Origin of the sequence: Acidovorax sp. (assembly GCF_016783915.1) — a bacterium.
GTDB lineage: Bacteria > Pseudomonadota > Gammaproteobacteria > Burkholderiales > Burkholderiaceae_C > Acidovorax.
Window position 1 is genome coordinate 1 of the sequence record NZ_JADHVT010000113.1, and the last position, 16,169, is coordinate 16,169.

The 16,169-nt window shown below is 63.7% G+C and carries 10 protein-coding genes and 4 tRNA genes; 4 read left to right on the forward strand and 10 right to left on the reverse strand.

Features of this window, described 5'->3' with window-relative positions; all coding sequences use genetic code 11:
• Window positions 1-4 precede the first annotated feature (4 nt).
• The 10 genes from ISS20_RS17855 to ISS20_RS17900 form a co-directional block, all read right to left on the reverse strand.
• Window positions 5-80: transfer RNA gene (locus ISS20_RS17855), tRNA-Gly, on the reverse strand.
• A 181-nt stretch (window positions 81-261) separates the two neighbouring features.
• A tRNA-Cys gene (locus tag ISS20_RS17860) sits at window positions 262-335 on the reverse strand.
• Between the two features lie 59 nt (window positions 336-394).
• A tRNA-Gly gene (locus ISS20_RS17865) sits at window positions 395-470 on the reverse strand.
• An 87-nt stretch (window positions 471-557) separates the two neighbouring features.
• Entirely contained in the window at window positions 558-2,999 is a 2,442-nt protein-coding gene (gene lon / locus ISS20_RS17870; protein ID WP_291438279.1) for an endopeptidase La, read from the reverse strand.
• 126 nt (window positions 3,000-3,125) lie between these two features.
• Window positions 3,126-4,391: an ATP-dependent Clp protease ATP-binding subunit ClpX gene (gene clpX, locus ISS20_RS17875; RefSeq protein WP_291438280.1), complete on the reverse strand. Its 1,266-nt coding sequence runs from the start codon at window positions 4,389-4,391 to the stop codon at window positions 3,126-3,128.
• 102 nt (window positions 4,392-4,493) lie between these two features.
• Window positions 4,494-5,102, reverse strand: coding sequence for an ATP-dependent Clp endopeptidase proteolytic subunit ClpP (gene clpP / locus ISS20_RS17880; protein ID WP_015014885.1), 609 nt, complete (start codon window positions 5,100-5,102; stop codon window positions 4,494-4,496).
• A gap of 134 nt (window positions 5,103-5,236) precedes the next feature.
• Entirely contained in the window at window positions 5,237-6,550 is a 1,314-nt protein-coding gene (gene tig / locus ISS20_RS17885) for a trigger factor (RefSeq protein WP_291438281.1), read from the reverse strand.
• A gap of 75 nt (window positions 6,551-6,625) precedes the next feature.
• Window positions 6,626-6,712, reverse strand: a tRNA-Leu gene (locus ISS20_RS17890).
• Window positions 6,713-6,802: 90 nt separating this feature from the next.
• Window positions 6,803-9,985 carry an efflux RND transporter permease subunit gene (locus ISS20_RS17895; RefSeq protein ID WP_291438282.1) on the reverse strand — a complete coding sequence of 1,061 codons (3,183 nt, stop codon included), beginning with the start codon at window positions 9,983-9,985 and terminating at the stop codon, window positions 6,803-6,805.
• A gap of 8 nt (window positions 9,986-9,993) precedes the next feature.
• Window positions 9,994-11,217, reverse strand: coding sequence for an efflux RND transporter periplasmic adaptor subunit (locus ISS20_RS17900; RefSeq protein WP_291438283.1), 1,224 nt, complete (start codon window positions 11,215-11,217; stop codon window positions 9,994-9,996).
• A gap of 315 nt (window positions 11,218-11,532) precedes the next feature.
• Here ISS20_RS17900 and hpnC point away from each other — a divergent pair, with 315 nt between their 5' ends.
• The 4 genes from hpnC to ISS20_RS17920 form a co-directional block, all read left to right on the forward strand.
• Window positions 11,533-12,369, forward strand: a complete 837-nt coding sequence (hpnC, locus tag ISS20_RS17905) for a squalene synthase HpnC (RefSeq protein ID WP_291438285.1) — start codon at window positions 11,533-11,535, stop codon at window positions 12,367-12,369.
• 315 nt (window positions 12,370-12,684) lie between these two features.
• Entirely contained in the window at window positions 12,685-14,094 is a 1,410-nt protein-coding gene (locus tag ISS20_RS17910) for an L-serine ammonia-lyase (protein ID WP_291438284.1), read from the forward strand.
• Between the two features lie 150 nt (window positions 14,095-14,244).
• Window positions 14,245-15,084 carry a presqualene diphosphate synthase HpnD gene (gene hpnD / locus ISS20_RS17915; RefSeq protein ID WP_291438286.1) on the forward strand — a complete coding sequence of 280 codons (840 nt, stop codon included), beginning with the start codon at window positions 14,245-14,247 and terminating at the stop codon, window positions 15,082-15,084.
• A 52-nt stretch (window positions 15,085-15,136) separates the two neighbouring features.
• Window positions 15,137-16,169 (forward strand): FAD-dependent oxidoreductase (locus ISS20_RS17920; protein WP_291438287.1); only part of this gene is annotated, 1,033 nt, incomplete at its 3' end.

The window sequence follows — 16,169 nt, forward strand, 5'->3', positions numbered from 1 at the left end:
AATATGGAGCGGGAAAAGAGTCTCGAACTCTCGACCTCAACCTTGGCAAGGTTGCGCTCTACCAACTGAGCTATTCCCGCATTTTCTGATTTCTCTAACGTTTCCGTTAGCGCTTATCAGCAAGCCTCACATTATATAACTATTTTTGGCCGTATTCGATTGCAAGCCAAAAAATTTCCATCCAACTACCATCCATCGACACGATCCCTGCGAACGTCTCGGCCCAGAGGCTTTGATCGCTTCACTGCTGCAGACCATATCTGGAGGCGCGGTCCGGAGTCGAACCGGACTAACCGGATTTGCAATCCGGGGCATAACCGCTTTGCTACCGCGCCAGGAATTCGCATTCCCCTGACAAAAAAGGGAAGCAAATGCTTCCCTTTTTTGTGGAAATTGGAGCGGGAAAAGAGTCTCGAACTCTCGACCTCAACCTTGGCAAGGTTGCGCTCTACCAACTGAGCTATTCCCGCATTTTACCGAAGCCTCACATTGTACAACGTTTGCTGCGATGGAATGAATTATAGCGCATTTTTTGGGGGTCTCCAAAAAATTTTGCTTCAATGTTTCAATCCATCGGACGTGGCGGATGACACGGTTGCCTTGTCTGTGGACACAGGCACCGCAGCAGCTGCCACTGCAACTTCTTCATCCGTCAGCGGCACGGGTTTGCTCTCCAGAGCTACCTCCAGCACCTTGTCGATCCACCGCACGGGCACGATCTCCAGTCCGCTTTTCACGTTGTCTGGAATCTCGGCCAGGTCTTTCACGTTCTCCTCGGGGATCAGCACGGTCTTGATGCCCCCCCGCAGCGCGGCCAGCAGTTTTTCCTTGAGGCCACCGATGGCCGTGACCTCGCCACGCAACGTGATCTCACCCGTCATCGCCACGTCACCGCGCACAGGAATACCGGTAAGCGCCGAAACAAATGCAGTGGTCATCGCCGCGCCCGCACTCGGGCCATCCTTGGGCGTGGCGCCGTCTGGCACGTGAATGTGGATGTCGCGCTTTTCGAACGTTTCGTCCTTGATGCCCAGCATGCGCGCACGGCTGCGAACGACAGTGCGGGCAGCCTCTACAGATTCCTTCATCACATCGCCCAGCGAACCTGTGCGCGTGATCACCCCCTTGCCGGGCATGATGGCCGCCTCGATGGTCAGCAGATCGCCGCCCACCTCGGTCCAGGCCAGGCCTACCACCTGCCCCACCTGATTTTGCAGCTCTGCACGGCCGTAGGTGTACTTGCGCACGCCCAAAAAGTCCGGCAGGTTGTCAGCCGTGACGACCACCTGCGGCTCCAGCTTCTTGAGCTGAAGGCCCTTGACCACCTTGCGACAAATTTTGGACAGCTCCCGCTCCAGTGAACGCACGCCCGCCTCGCGGGTGTAGTAACGCACCATGTCACGCACGGCAGGCTCGGTGATGAGCAGCTCTTCGTCCTTCACGCCATTGTTCTTGAGCTGCTTGGGCAGCAGGTACTTCATGGCGATGCTGGTCTTCTCGTCTTCGGTATAACCCGACAGGCGGATCACTTCCATGCGGTCGAGCAATGCCGGTGGAATGTTCATCGAGTTCGATGTGGCGACAAACATCACGTCGGACAGGTCGAAGTCCACCTCGACGTAGTGGTCGCCAAAGGTGTGGTTCTGCTCGGGGTCCAGCACCTCCAGCAACGCGCTGGACGGGTCGCCCCGGAAGTCGGTACCCAGCTTGTCGATCTCGTCCAGCAAGAACAGCGGATTGCGTGTGCCCACCTTCGAGAGGCTCTGCAGCACCTTGCCCGGCAGCGCACCGATGTAGGTGCGGCGATGTCCACGGATCTCGGCCTCGTCGCGCATGCCGCCCAGGGCCATGCGCACGTACTTACGCCCGGTGGCCTTGGCGATCGACTGCCCCAGCGAGGTCTTGCCCACGCCAGGAGGGCCCACCAAGCACAGGATAGGCGCCTTCACCTTGTCCACACGCTGCTGAACCGCGAGGTATTCAAGGATGCGGTCCTTGACCTTATCGAGGCCGTAGTGGTCTTCGTTGAGGACGCCCTCGGCGTTGACCAGGTCGTGCTTGATCTTGGTCTTCTTGCTCCACGGCAGAGCGGTCAGCACGTCAATGTAGTTGCGCACCACCGTCGCTTCGGCCGACATGGGCGACATCAGCTTGAGCTTTTTGAGTTCGGCCTCGGCCTTCTTGCGCGCCTCGGCCGGCATCTTGGCCAACTTGATCTTTTTCTCGATCTCCTCGATGTCTGCGCCTTCGTCGCCCTCGCCCAATTCCTTCTGGATGGCCTTGACTTGCTCGTTCAGATAGAAGTCACGCTGGTTCTTCTCCATCTGGCGCTTGACGCGGCCACGGATTTTCTTGTCCACGTTGAGGATGTCCACCTCGCGGTCAAGCTGCTCGAACAGGTTTTCGAGGCGCGCCTTCACATCCGAAAGATCCAGCACCACCTGCTTGTTCTCGAGCTTGAGGGGCAAGTGCGCGGCGATGGTGTCCGCCAGACGACCTGGGTCGTCAATGCTGGAGATGGAAGTCAAAATTTCCGGCGGGATCTTCTTGTTGAGTTTGACGTACTGGTCAAACTGCTGCATCACCGCGCGGCGCAGGGCCTCGATTTCGCTGGGCTTGTTGGCTTCGGGGGTCGCCTCCACCGGCGTCACGGTGGCCATGAAATGCGTCTCCGCATCTTCAATGGAAGCTACCAGGGCGCGCTGCTGGCCTTCCACGAGCACCTTCACGGTGCCGTCGGGCAGCTTGAGCATCTGCAAGATGGTGGAGACACATCCCACATCGAACATGTCGGCCACCGAGGGCTCATCCTTGGCAGCGGCTTTTTGGGCCACCAGCATGATGCGGCGGTCGGCCTCCATGGCCATCTCAAGGGCCTTGATGCTCTTGGGGCGGCCCACGAAAAGCGGGATCACCATGTGAGGGAATACCACCACATCGCGCAAAGGCAAGAGCGGCAGATCAATAGGGGTGGCTGGCAGGGGGGTATGTCCGGACATGGAAATCCTCAAAGTACTCTGTGGAAGTGGGTCCACATGTGGGGATTTTCAACCCTTGCACGCAGCCGTACTGGCGCAAGGGTTGATGGTTCAAAGGGCGACAACAAGGCGCCCGCTCCGGTCTTCTCAGGCCTTTTTGGCCGCTTCGCGGTATACAAGCAGCGGCGGCTTGTTTTCTTCGATGGTGGATTCATCTACCACCACCTTCTCGACGTTGCTGGTATTGGGCAGGTCGAACATTGTGCCGATCAGCGATTGCTCCAGGATCGAACGCAGGCCGCGAGCGCCTGTCTTGCGGGCCAGCGCCTTGCGGGCAATGGCTTTCAGGGCAGCGGGGCGGATTTCGAGGTCCACGCCTTCCATGGCCAGGAGCTTGCTGTACTGCTTGACCAGCGCGTTCTTCGGCTCAGTCAGGATCTCCACCAACGCATCTTCACTCAGTTCAGCCAGTGCCGTCACGACGGGCATCCTGCCCACTAGTTCAGGAATCAGGCCGAACTTGATCAGGTCTTCGGGTTCGATTTCGGTGAACACCTCGGTCAGCGACCGCTGCTTCTTGCTCTTGACCGATGCGCCAAAGCCGATACCCGAGGCCTCGGTGCGGTTCTCGATGACCTTCTCCAGCCCTGCAAACGCACCACCACAGATGAACAGGATGTTGGTCGTGTCGATCTGCAAAAAGTCCTGGTTCGGATGCTTACGACCACCTTGTGGCGGCACGCTGGCCATGGTGCCTTCGATGAGCTTGAGCAGCGCCTGCTGCACGCCCTCACCAGACACATCGCGAGTGATGCTCGGGTTGTCCGACTTGCGCGAGATCTTGTCGATCTCATCAATGTAGACGATGCCTCGCTGGGCACGCTCGACTTCGTAGTTGCAGCTTTGCAGCAGCTTCTGGACGATATTTTCCACGTCCTCGCCCACATAGCCAGCCTCGGTCAGCGTGGTGGCATCGGCCATCACAAAGGGCACGTCCAGCATGCGCGCCAGGGTCTGGGCCAAAAGCGTCTTGCCCGAACCCGTGGGGCCAATCAGCAGGATGTTGCTCTTGGACAGCTCCACGTCGTCCTTGTGGGCCTTGTCCTTGTGGCGCAGGCGCTTGTAGTGGTTGTACACCGCCACCGCCAACGTGCGCTTGGCCACGTCCTGGCCAATCACGTAGTTGTCGAGGTTGGCCTTGATCTCGACCGGCGTGGGCAGGTCGCTGCGGCCTTCTCGGGCCAGGTCACCGGCCGGCAGTTCGTCGCGGATGATCTCGTTGCACAGGTCAATGCACTCGTCGCAGATAAAGACCGACGGACCGGCGATCAGCTTCTTCACTTCATGCTGGCTTTTGCCGCAAAAAGAGCAGTAAAGGGTTTTTTCGCTGGAAGAGCCTTTTTTCTCGGCCATGGGGGCAATGCCTTGCTTGTTTCGGAAAGTTGTCGGGATGATAACCAAATAAAAAACGGCGTCTTCCCCTCGGGAAAACGCCGCTTCGTCGCCCTCAGGCGATCAGGCGCGTTGGCTGATCACCTGATCGACCAGACCATAGTCCTTGGCTTCGTCGGCCGAGAGGAAATAGTCACGCTCGGTGTCGCGCTGGATCTTCTCCAGCGGCTGTCCGGTGCGCTCGGCGAGGATCTTGTTGAGCTGTTCGCGGGTCTTGAGGATCTCGCGGGCGTGGATCTCGATCTCGGTGGCTTGGCCTTGCATGCCGCCCAGTGGCTGATGGATCATGACTTTGGAGTTGGGCAGCGCAAAACGCTTGCCCTTGGCGCCCGCCGCCAGCAGGAATGCACCCATGCTGGCCGCCATGCCGGTGCACAGGGTCGAGACATCGGGCTTGATGAAGTTCATGGTGTCAAAAATCGCCATGCCGGCGCTCACCGAACCGCCGGGCGAGTTGATGTAGAACGAAATGTCCTTATCGGGGTTTTCGCTCTCCAGGAACAGCAGCTGCGCCACCACGAGGTTGGCAGTCTGGTCATTGACCGGACCCACCAGAAAAATCACGCGTTCCTTGAGCAGGCGCGAGTAGATGTCATAGGACCGTTCGCCACGGCCCGACTGCTCGATGACCATGGGGACCATGCCCAGGCCTTGTGTTTCCAATGCGCTCATGTATTTCTCCAGTCAAGCAGGTACTGTACCCAGAAATGAATTGGGGCTTGTGCACGAAAGCACAAGCCCCTGGTGTGTCTTGACAACCATAACCGGGCAGTTGCACGAGGCAGACCACCCGACCCGAGGGCCTATCAGCCCTGCTGCGCCATCAGGTCGTCGAAGGAGATAGCCTTCTCGACCACCTTGGCCTTGGACAGTACGAATTCGGTCACGTTGTTTTCGATGACAACGGCTTCGACTTCGGCCAGGCGCTGACGGTCACCGAAGTACCAGCGCACCACGTCTTCGGGCTTCTCGTAGCTGGCGGCCAGCTCGTCGATGTGGGCCTTGAGCTGCTCGGGCTTGGCCTGCAGCTCATTGGCGCGCACCAGCTCGGCCAGCACCAGGCCCAGGCGCACACGGCGCTCGGCCTGGGGACGGAACACGTCTTCAGGGATCTCGGCCTTGTCGGCGTCCTTGATGCCACGTTGCTTGAGTTCGGCGCGGGCACCTTCCATCAGGCGGGCAATTTCAGCCTGGATGCTGGAATTGGGCAGGTCCAACTCGGCCTTGGACACCAGGGCGTCCATCACGGCAGCCTTGTTGCGGGCCAGCAAGCGGAACTTGACTTCGCGCTCCAGGTTCTTCTTGATGTCGGCGCGCAGGCCATCCACGGAACCGTCGGCAATGCCCAGCGACTTGGCCAGAGCGTCATTCACTTCGGGCAGGTGGGCCGCTTCGATCTTCTTGATGGTCACCAGGAAGTCGGCGGTCTTGCCAGCGACGTCCTTGCCATGGTACTCAGCGGGGAACGCCAGGGGGAAAGTCTTGCTTTCGCCGGACTTCATGCCACCCACCGCGTCTTCAAATTCCTTGAGCATCTGGCCTTCGCCAACCAGGAACTGGAAGTCTTCGGCCTTGCCGCCGTCAAAGGGTTCGCCATCGATCTTGCCTTCGAAGTCCACGGTCACGCGGTCACCGTCTTGGGCAGCGGCGTCAATGGCGCGCTGGGCGAAGCTGCGGCGCTGCTTGCGCAGGATGTCGATGGTCTTGTCGATGGCGCTGTCCGTCACTTCAGACGAGAGCTTTTCGACTTCGGCGTCCGACAGGTCAGCAATCTTGACTTCGGGGAACACTTCGAAGATGGCGTCAAAAGTCACCTGGCCTTCAGGGGCGCCTTCTTTTTCAGTGATGCGGGGCTGGCCGGCAACACGCAGGTTGGCTTCATTGGCAGCCACGGCAAAGGCCTCACCCACCTTGTCGTTCAGCACTTCGTACTGCACCGAGTAGCCGTAACGCTGGGCCACCACGTTCATGGGCACCTTGCCGGGACGGAAACCGTCCATCTTGACCGTGCGGGCAAGGCGCTTGAGGCGCGTGTCCACTTCGGACTGGATCAGGGTGACGGGCACGCTCAGCGTGATCTTGCGCTCGAGCTTCTCAAGGGTTTCAACAGTAACGGCCATGGCTATTCCTCTTATGAATGTGGATCGTGCTGGCTGCAGCGCAGCAGCGCCGTGTTCCGCAAAGTCTCACATGGGTGGTGCGCGGGGGGGGACTCGAACCCCCACACCATTGCTGGCGTCAGGACCTAAACCTGGTGCGTCTACCAATTTCGCCACCCGCGCGGTTCTACAAACAAACAGGCGGCAACCTCAGCTGCCGCCTGCGTGAAATCGGTCAACCTTCTATTTTACCTGATGCGGGCGCCCCATCCGTCAAGCAATGCCAGGAACCTCCGGAACAGGGCGTTTGACACGGAACCAGGCCGCATACATTGCAGGCAGTGCCAGCAGCGTGAGCACCGTGGCCACCACCAGCCCGCCCATGATGGCAACGGCCATGGGCCCCCAGAACACACTGCGCGACAGCGGGATCATGGCCAGCACGGCGGCAGCGGCGGTGAGCACGATGGGGCGCAGACGGCGCACGGCCGATTCCACAATGGCATCCCAGGCGGGCACACCCCGGGCGCGGTCCTGCTCGATCTGGTCGATCAGGATCACCGAATTGCGCTGGATCATGCCCATGAGGGCAATCACCCCCAGCAGCGCCACAAAGCCAAAGGGGCGGTTGAGCAGCAGCAGCGCCGCCGCTACCCCCGCCAGGCCCAGCGGCCCAGTCAGGAACACCAGCATCGCCCGGCTGAAGCTGTGCAGTTGCAGCATGAGCAAGGTGAAGGTGATGAACAGCATGATGGGGATGCCCGCCGCGATCGAGGCCGATCCCTTGGAGCTTTCCTCCACAGCGCCCGCCACTTCGATGCGGTAGCCCGTCTGCCCCGCCGAGCGCCACTTGGCCTCGATCTCCTTCAGTGCCGGCTGCAGCGCTGCCGTCACCGTGGCGCCCTGCAGGCCCTCGGTCACATCGCCTTGCACGGTGATGGCGTAGTCGCGGTTTTCGCGCCACATCACGCCCGGCTCCCAGGTGAACACGGGCTTGGCGATCTGTGTGAGCGGGATCGACTTACCAGAGGCCGTGGGCAGGTAGGCATTGGCAATGTCGGTGATGGCGTTGCGCTCATCCAGCGGCTGGCGCAGCAGGATGTCGATGAGTTTGTCGCCCTCGCGGTACTGGCCCACCTGCGTGCCCGACAGGATGGTCTTGGACGCCTGCGCGATGGACTGGCTGGTCACCCCCAGGGCGCGCGCCTTGGCCTGGTCCACCTCCAGGCGGAGCACCTTCACGGACTCGTTCCAGTTGTCGTTCACCCCGCGCATGTTGGGGTTCTGGCGCAGTTGGGACTTGACCTCGTCCGCACGCTCACGCAGCACCAGCGGGTCGGGGCCCACCACGCGGAACTGCACGGGGTACGGCACCGGCGGGCCGTTGGGCAGCAGCTTGACGCGCCCACGCACTTCCGGGAACTCCTGCGCCAGCAGCGCGGGCAACTTCACGCGCAGCGATTCACGAATCTTCAGGTCCTGTGGCACCACAATGAACTGCGATACGTTGCTCTGCGGGAACACCTGGTCCAGCGGCAGATAGAACCGTGGCACGCCAGAGCCCACCCAGGTGCTCACCGTGTTCACGCCTGGCTCGGACAGCAGTCGCTGCTCCACGCGCTTGGTGACGGCCTCGTTGCCTGCGAACGATGTGCCTTCGGGGAACCAGATATCCACAAGGATCTCGGGCCGACTGGAATCAGGGAAGAACTGCTGCTGCACCTTGCCCATGCCCACGATGCCCAGCGCAAACGTCAGCACCGTGGCGCCAATGGTGATCCAGCGGTGCTCCACGCACCAGTTCACCAGACGGCGGAAGGCCGTGTAGAACGGGCTGTCGAACACCTCGTGCGGGTCGTCCGTGACGCCCTTGTTGGCCTGGGCGGCCAGCACATGGGGCGGCACCTTGAGCAGCAGCGTGCCCAGGTACGGCACAAAGTACACCGACACGATCCAGCTCAGTACCAGCGCAATCACCGTCACGGCGAAGATGGCAAAGGTGTATTCGCCCGTCACCGACTTAGCGATGCCAATGGGCAGAAAGCCGGCTGCGGTGATCAACGTGCCCGTCAGCATCGGCATGGCCGTGATCTCGTAGGCAAACGTGGCGGCACGCACCTTGTCGTAGCCCTCTTCGAGCTTCAGCACCATCATCTCCACCGCAATGATGGCGTCGTCCACCAGCAGCCCCAACGCGATGATGAGCGAGCCCAGAGAAATCTTGTGCAGGCCGATACCCCAGTACCACATGGCCAGGAAGGTCACCGCCAGCACCAGCGGGATGGTGATACCCACCACCAGCCCCGGGCGCGGGTCGATGTACCAGCGCTTCCACAAGGGCTGGTTGCCGGGACGCTTGTGCAGACCCAGGCTGATGAAGCTCACGGCCAGCACGATGACCACGGCCTCGATCAGCACCTTGACGAACTCATTCACCGAGGTGGACACCGCCTTGGGCTGGTCTTGCACGTTGACCAGCTTCACCCCCGCCGGCAGCGTGCCAGCGATGCGGTCGGTGGTGGTGTGCAGGGCCTTGCCCAGCGCAATGATGTCGCCACCCTTGGCCATGGAGACACCCAGCGCAATCACCTCGCGCCCCTGGTGGCGCACCTTCACGCCCGGTGGGTCCACATAGCCGCGCTGCACTTCGGCGATATCGCCCAGCCGCAGCTGCGCGCCCGACGGGCCACGGATCGGCATCGCGCGCAGGTCCTCGATGGCGTTGAACTGGCCTTGCACGCGCACCTGCACCTGGTCTTGCGGGGTCTGGATGGCGCCAGCACTCTCCACGGCGTTTTGCTGGCCCAGCTGGGCCAGCACCTGGTTCATGTCCAGGCCCAGTTGCGACAGGCGCTTTTGCGAGATTTCGATGAACAGCTTCTCGTCCTGCACGCCAAACAACTCGACCTTGGCCACATCGGGCACGCGCAGCAGCTGCTGGCGAGCGTCGTCGGCAAATTGTTTGAGCTCGGCGTAGCTGAAGCCCTCGGACTCCAGCGCATAGATCACGCCATACACATCCCCAAAGTCGTCATTGAAGAACGGGCCCTGGATGCCCTGCGGCAAGGTGTACCGCATGTCGCCCACCTTCTTGCGCACGCTGTACCAGACGTTGGCGACCTCGCTCGCCTTGGACGAGTCCTTGATCTGGAAAATGATCTGCGACTCGCCGGGCTTCGAATAACTGCGGATCTTGTCCGCATAGGGCACCTCTTGCAGCGTGCGCTCGATCTTGTCGGTGACCTGCTCGGCCACCTGCTGCGCCGTGGCGCCGGGCCAATACGTGCGCACCACCATAGCGCGGAAGGTGAAGGGCGGGTCCTCGTCCTGCCCCAGCTGGAAGTAGGCGGCAAAGCCCAGAAGCATCAGCACCACCATCAGGTAGCGCGTGAGGGCGGGATGGTCGAGCGCCCATTTGGAGAGGTTGAACCCCTCTTTGGGTTGGATTTGCGTCATGGCAGGCCTCAGTTGGCGGCAGACGCCGTGGCGGTGGCGGGTGCGGCGGGAGCCACAGAAGCTGATGGCACCGCAGGCATCGCTACAGTTTCAGGAGCTGTCTGCGCTTTATTCACCGGCGCTTGCGCCACTTTGGGCTGATATACCATCACTTTTTGGCCTGGGGACAGCACATGCACGCCGGTAGCCACCACCTGCATGCCGGGGGTCAGGCCTGCAGCCACCACGGCGTCGTTGCCGTCGGCCGTGGCAATCTGCACCACCTGCGACTTGACGGTGCTGGTCGCGGGGTCGTACACCCACACGGCGGTGGACTGGCCCTCCTGCCGCAGGGCGCTCGTGGGCAGCTTGATGGCGGCAATGCCGGCATGGCTCAGTGCCTTGGGCGTGGCGTACACGGTGGCGCCCAGCGCAGGGGCGTCCGCAGCGTCAATGGCCACCTTGACCTGGAAGGTACGGGTCGCAGCGTCGGCGCTGGCAGCCACTTCGCGCACGCGGCCCGTCAGGGTCGCGCCGCCAGACCAGCCGCGCACAGCCACCTCGGAGCCCGTCGTGATCTGCGCCACCTTGTCCTCGGGCACAGCAAACACCACGTCGCGCGGGCCGTCTTGCGCAATGCGCACCACCGGCGCACCGGCCGACACCACTTGGCCCGGCTCGGCATCGATGCCCGTCACGACGCCGGACACGTCGGCCACCAGCGTGGTGTAGGCCGCCTGGTTGCCCTGCGACGACAGCTGCGCGCGCGCCTGGTCCAGCGTAGCCTGGGCGGCCTTGAGCGTGGCCTCGCGGCGTTCCAGCTCGGCACCGCTGATGAAGTTCTGGTCTTTGAGCGCCTGGTAGCGCTTGAGGTCCGCCGCCGCCAGATCACGCTGCGTAGTGGCCGATGCCAGTTGCGCACGCGCGGCGTCAGCCGCCAGTTGGTAGTCCTTGGGGTCCAGTTGCGCCAGCACCTGCCCGGCCTTCACGCGCTGGCCCAGCTCGGCCTGGCGCTGCACGATCTTGCCCGCCACGCGAAAGCCCAGGCGCGACTCCACCCGCGCGCGCACTTCGCCCGAATACTCCAGGCTGGACTGCAGCGCGCCCACGCCCACCGTCATCAGCTTGACGGAGCGCACGGGCTCCTCAGGCGGTGCGGGACGCGAACAGGCGGCCAGCACGGTAGCGGTGGCCAGCACCAGCAAAAGCCTGGAATGCCGTGAGGAGGGCCGCAGGGCGGAGGATGTGCGCATGGGAAATCCGGTGAAAAAAGAAGGGGCCACAAGGATCAGCAAGCAAGACGCAGGCCGGAGTGCCCGCGCAGCGACAGTACACCAGACACCCGCCAACCAGCCACCCGCAGCCATGCAGGGCGCTTGTGAACAGATGCAGGGGCCAGCCGCCTTGTCCCCCACTGGATTGGTTTTTATGATTACTGACTGACCGGTTAGTAATCTATGAGAAGCCCTTGAGCTTGTCAAGCGACAATCCGGGGTGTGAACGACCGTCCCAGCCCCTCTCCCCACCCCAACGCAGCCTCCGCGCCACAGCCCACTGCAACTGATGCGGTGGCGCCTCCTGTCACCCATTACGAAAACTTCCCCGTAGCATCCCTGCTGTGCCCGCCCCGCCTGCGCCAGCCGATTGCCGCCATCTACGGCTTTGCGCGCACGGCCGACGACATTGCCGACGAAGGCGATGCCCTGCCCGCCGCCCGGCTGGCTGACCTGGCCGCTTACCTGGCCGATTTGCGCGCGATTGCCCAGGGCCAGGCGCCCTCGCCCCGCTGGGCCAGCGTGTTTTTGCCGCTGCAAGGCGTGTTGCGCAGCCACCAGCTGCCCATGCCACTGCTGGAAGACCTGCTGAGTGCGTTTGCCCAGGACGTCGAAAAAACCCGTGACGGCGAGGGCTACGCCGACCGCGACGAGCTGCTGGACTACTGCCGCCGCTCGGCCAACCCCGTGGGCCGGCTGCTGCTGCACCTGTATGGCGTGCACGACGCCGAGGCGCTGCGCCAGAGCGACGCCATCTGCACGGCGCTGCAGCTCATCAACTTCTGGCAGGACCTGTCCGTGGACATTCCCCGGGGCCGACACTACCTGCCGCGCTCCGACTGCGTAGCGTATGGCGCCTGCCAGTCCGAGCTGCTGGCGCTGCAAAGCACCCGCGAGAACGCCCGCCTGATTGCCGACTGCGCCCACTGGGCGCGCACCACGATGCAAAGCGGCGCCCCCTTGGTGCACCGCCTGCCGGGCCGCGCCGGCTGGGAGCTGCGGCTGGTGGTGCAAGGCGGCCTGCGCATCCTCGACAAGATCGATGTGCTCAAAGGGGGCAGCCTGCACACCCGGCCCAAGCTCCGTGGCTGGGACTGGTGCGTGATGCTGGGCCGCGCGCTGGTGATGTAAGAAAGATTCATGGGCCACAAGGCGGGCTCACACATTGGCCTGCCAGCGCACCACGCAGTGCCCAAACGGCCTGTAGCGCATGATTCATATACGCCAAAAGCTACTTAATTGATAGCGAATTATTGGAATGCCTCTCGCCCTTGACCCGGCAGGGGCAGGGATTGCGAGCATGCCGCGGCCACTGCACCCGGTTAGCCTCGCGGCCACCGTGGCAGGGCGGCGGCCAACACCCCACCCTGCTGGCCCGTGCCCGCGCGCCACAAGCGCTGAGGCACCTTTAACACTGGTTCTCAGAGCCCAGGGTCACCCCCCACTATGTCCGTCAGCGTTTTCGACCTCTTCAAGATCGGCATCGGGCCGTCCAGCTCCCACACCGTGGGGCCCATGATTGCGGCGCGGCAATTTGCCTGCCATGTGCGCGACACCGTCGGCCTGGCGGCGGTGCACCAAGTGAGCGTGGAGCTGTTCGGCTCCCTCTCGGCCACCGGCGTAGGCCACGGCACCGACCGCGCCGTGCTGCTGGGTCTGGCCGGGCATGAGCCAGACCATATCGACCCCGACCAGATCGACCCCACCATCGCGCAGATCCGCCAGAGCGGCACGCTGGCATTGCTGGGCGAGCACGCCGTGCCGTTTGTCGAAAAAGACCACCTGCTGTTTCGCCGCAAAAGCCTGCCGCTGCACCCCAACGGCATGACGTTCCACGCGCACGACGCGCGGGGGCAGACGATTGCGCAACGCGACTATTACTCGGTGGGCGGCGGCTTTGTGGTCGATGCGGCGGGCCAGCGCGTGCTCAACACGCCCGCCAGCGCCGGCGCCGATACCGCAGGCCATGGCAAGGGCCTGCCACACCCGTTCCGCACCGGGGCCGAGCTGCTGGCGCAGTGCCGCACTACGGGCCTGAGCATGGCCCAGCTCATGGCCGCCAACGAACAGCACTGGCGCAGCCCGGCCGAGGTGCGGCGCCAGCTGCTGGCCATCTGGCAGACCATGGCAGGCGCCGTGCAGCGCGGCTGCGCCAGCACCGGCACCCTGCCCGGCCCCATGCATGTGCGCCGCCGCGCCGCCGAGCTGCACAAGAACCTCAGCCGCTCGCCCGAGGCTGCCCTGCGCGACCCACTCTCCATGCTGGACTGGGTGAACCTGTACGCCATGGCCGTGAACGAAGAAAACGCCGCTGGCGGCCGCGTCGTGACGGCGCCCACCAACGGTGCGGCAGGCGTGATCCCGGCCGTGCTGCACTACTACGTCAACTTTCTGCAGGGCCCCATCCCGGCCAACGATGACGGCATTGCCACTTTTTTGCTCACCGCAGGCGCCATCGGCATCATCTACAAGGAGAACGCATCGCTCTCCGGCGCCGAGGTGGGCTGCCAGGGCGAAGTGGGCGTGGCCTGCTCCATGGCCGCTGGCGCACTGGCCGCCGTGATGGGCGGCACACCCGAGCAGGTCGAGAACGCGGCCGAGATCGGCATGGAACACAACCTGGGCATGACCTGCGACCCCGTGGGCGGGCTGGTGCAGATCCCGTGCATCGAACGCAACGCCATGGGTGCCATCAAGGCCATCAACGCTGCCCGCATGGCGCTGCGCGGCGACGGGCAGCACGTGGTCTCGCTCGACAAGGTCATCAAGACCATGATGCAGACCGGCGCGGACATGAAGGTCAAGTACAAGGAAACATCGCGCGGCGGGCTGGCGGTGAATGTGGTCGAATGCTGAGCCTGGCCGCCTGAACGCCTTGTAGCGTCAACGCTTTATCGCTATCTATTGAATAGCAACAAAGCCATGCTGCACTAGCGCATCAGCGCCAAAACGCCTCAAACCCCGCCACGCCGCCCGCATTGGTGCGCCATGGGACAATCTCGCCCCATGACACCGCAGCAGTACGTACAGCAAAAAGCCGTGGCCTCGGGCAGCAGCTTCTATTACGCCTTTCTCTTTCTGCCCGCGCCGCGTCGCGCGGCCATCACGGCGTTTTATGCGTTCTGCCGTGAGGTGGACGATGTGGTCGATGAAGTGAGCGACCCCGGCGTGGCCCGCACCAAGCTGGCCTGGTGGCAGGCTGAAGTGACCAAGGCGTACGCAGGCCAGCCCACACACCCGGTGATGCTGGCGCTGATGCCGCTGGCGGCCGACTACGGCATCGAACAGCGCCACCTGCAGGCCGTGATCGACGGCTGCCAGATGGACCTGGAGCAGACCCGCTACCTGGACTTCGCAGGCCTCAAGGGCTACTGCCACCTCGTGGCGGGCATCGTGGGCGAAGTCGCCGCGCGCATCTTCGGCCAGACCGCCCCGCGCACCACCGAATACGCCCACCGGCTGGGCCTGGCGTTCCAGCTCACCAACATCATCCGCGACGTGGGCGAAGACGCCATGCTGGGCCGCATCTACCTGCCCGTCAGCGAGCTGCAGCAGTTCGACGTGAAGGCGCACGAGATCCTCAAACGCCAGTACTCCGACCGGTTTACCGCGCTGATGCGTTTTCAGGCCGAGCGCGCGCACAAACTGTACGACGAGGCCTTTGCCCTGTTGCCCGACGCGGACCGCCGCACCCAAAAGCCAGGCCTGATGATGGCCAGCATCTACCGCACCTTGCTGCGCGAGATCGAGCACGAAAACTTCCAGGTGCTGCACCAGCGCATCCGCCTCACGCCGCTGCGCAAGTTCTGGCTGGCCTGGAAGATGCAGGCCCTGGGCAGGATGTAGCCGCAGCGTGGCACCGCAAAAAGTCGCCGTCATCGGGGCTGGCTGGGCCGGCATGGCTGCGGCCATCGCCCACCGGCAGGCGGGCCGCCAGGTCACCGTGTTCGAGGCCACGCGCACCGTGGGTGGCCGCGCCCGCGCCGTGCCGGGTACGCTGCCCGACGGCACGGCGGCCACGCTGGACAACGGCCAGCACATCCTGATTGGCGCCTACGCCGAGAGCCTGCGCCTGATGCGACTGGTGGGCGTGGACCCCGACACCATACTGCTGCGCCTGCCGCTGACCCTGCCGTTTCCCGATGGCCAAGGCCTGCAACTGCCCGACCTGCCCCCGCCGTTCGATGCGCTGCTGGGCATCGTGCGTGCCAAAGGCTGGGGCTGGCAAGACAAGATCGCCCTGCTGCGCACGGCCACCGCCTGGCAGCTGCGCGGCTTTCGCTGCGCGCCCCACACATCGGTGGCAGACCTGTGTGCCCCGCTCACGCCCCGGCTGATGGCCGAGTTCATTGACCCGCTGTGCGTGTCGGCACTCAACACCCCCGCACGCGAGGCCAGCGGCCAGGTGTTTTTGCGGGTGCTGCAGGACAGCCTGTTCAGCGGGCGCGGCGGCTCCAACCTGTTGCTGCCACGCACCGACCTGGGCGCGCTGTTCCCCAAGGCTGCGGTGCGCTGGCTGGTGCAGCAAGGCGGCCAGGTGGTCACCGGCCAACGCATCCAGCGGCTCGTGCCCCTGGCCAGCGGGCGCTGGCAATTGGTGGGGGCTGTGGGCGCCGTCGGTACAGCGCAGGGCGCCGAAGCAGCCGACTCCTTCGACCACATCACCCTGGCCTGCCCCTCGTGGGAGGCCGCGCGCCTGGTCGATGGCCTTGCCAGCACGGCGGGCCTGGCCGCTGCCGCCCGCTGGAGCGCCACCGCCAATGCCCTGCGGTTTGAAGCCATCACCACCGTATACGCCCACGCCAGCGGCGCGCGCTTGCCCCTGCCCATGCTGGCGCTGCGCAACACGGCAGAGCACCCGGCGCAGTTCGTGTTCGACCGAGGCCAGCTCGATGGCCAGCAGGGGTTGCTGGCCTTTGTGGTGAGCGCCA

What these genes read in the sequence shown, in the direction of transcription:
- lon (WP_291438279.1), bottom strand. Translation starts at nt 2,999, where the DNA reads ATGTCCGGACATACCCCCCTGCCAGCCACCCCTATTGATCTGCCGCTC.
- clpX (WP_291438280.1), bottom strand. Translation starts at nt 4,391, where the DNA reads ATGGCCGAGAAAAAAGGCTCTTCCAGCGAAAAAACCCTTTACTGCTCT.
- ISS20_RS17910 (WP_291438284.1), top strand. Translation starts at nt 12,685, where the DNA reads ATGTCCGTCAGCGTTTTCGACCTCTTCAAGATCGGCATCGGGCCGTCC.
- hpnD (WP_291438286.1), top strand. Translation starts at nt 14,245, where the DNA reads ATGACACCGCAGCAGTACGTACAGCAAAAAGCCGTGGCCTCGGGCAGC.
- ISS20_RS17900 (WP_291438283.1), bottom strand. Translation starts at nt 11,217, where the DNA reads ATGCGCACATCCTCCGCCCTGCGGCCCTCCTCACGGCATTCCAGGCTT.
- tig (WP_291438281.1), bottom strand. Translation starts at nt 6,550, where the DNA reads ATGGCCGTTACTGTTGAAACCCTTGAGAAGCTCGAGCGCAAGATCACG.
- clpP (WP_015014885.1), bottom strand. Translation starts at nt 5,102, where the DNA reads ATGAGCGCATTGGAAACACAAGGCCTGGGCATGGTCCCCATGGTCATC.
- ISS20_RS17895 (WP_291438282.1), bottom strand. Translation starts at nt 9,985, where the DNA reads ATGACGCAAATCCAACCCAAAGAGGGGTTCAACCTCTCCAAATGGGCG.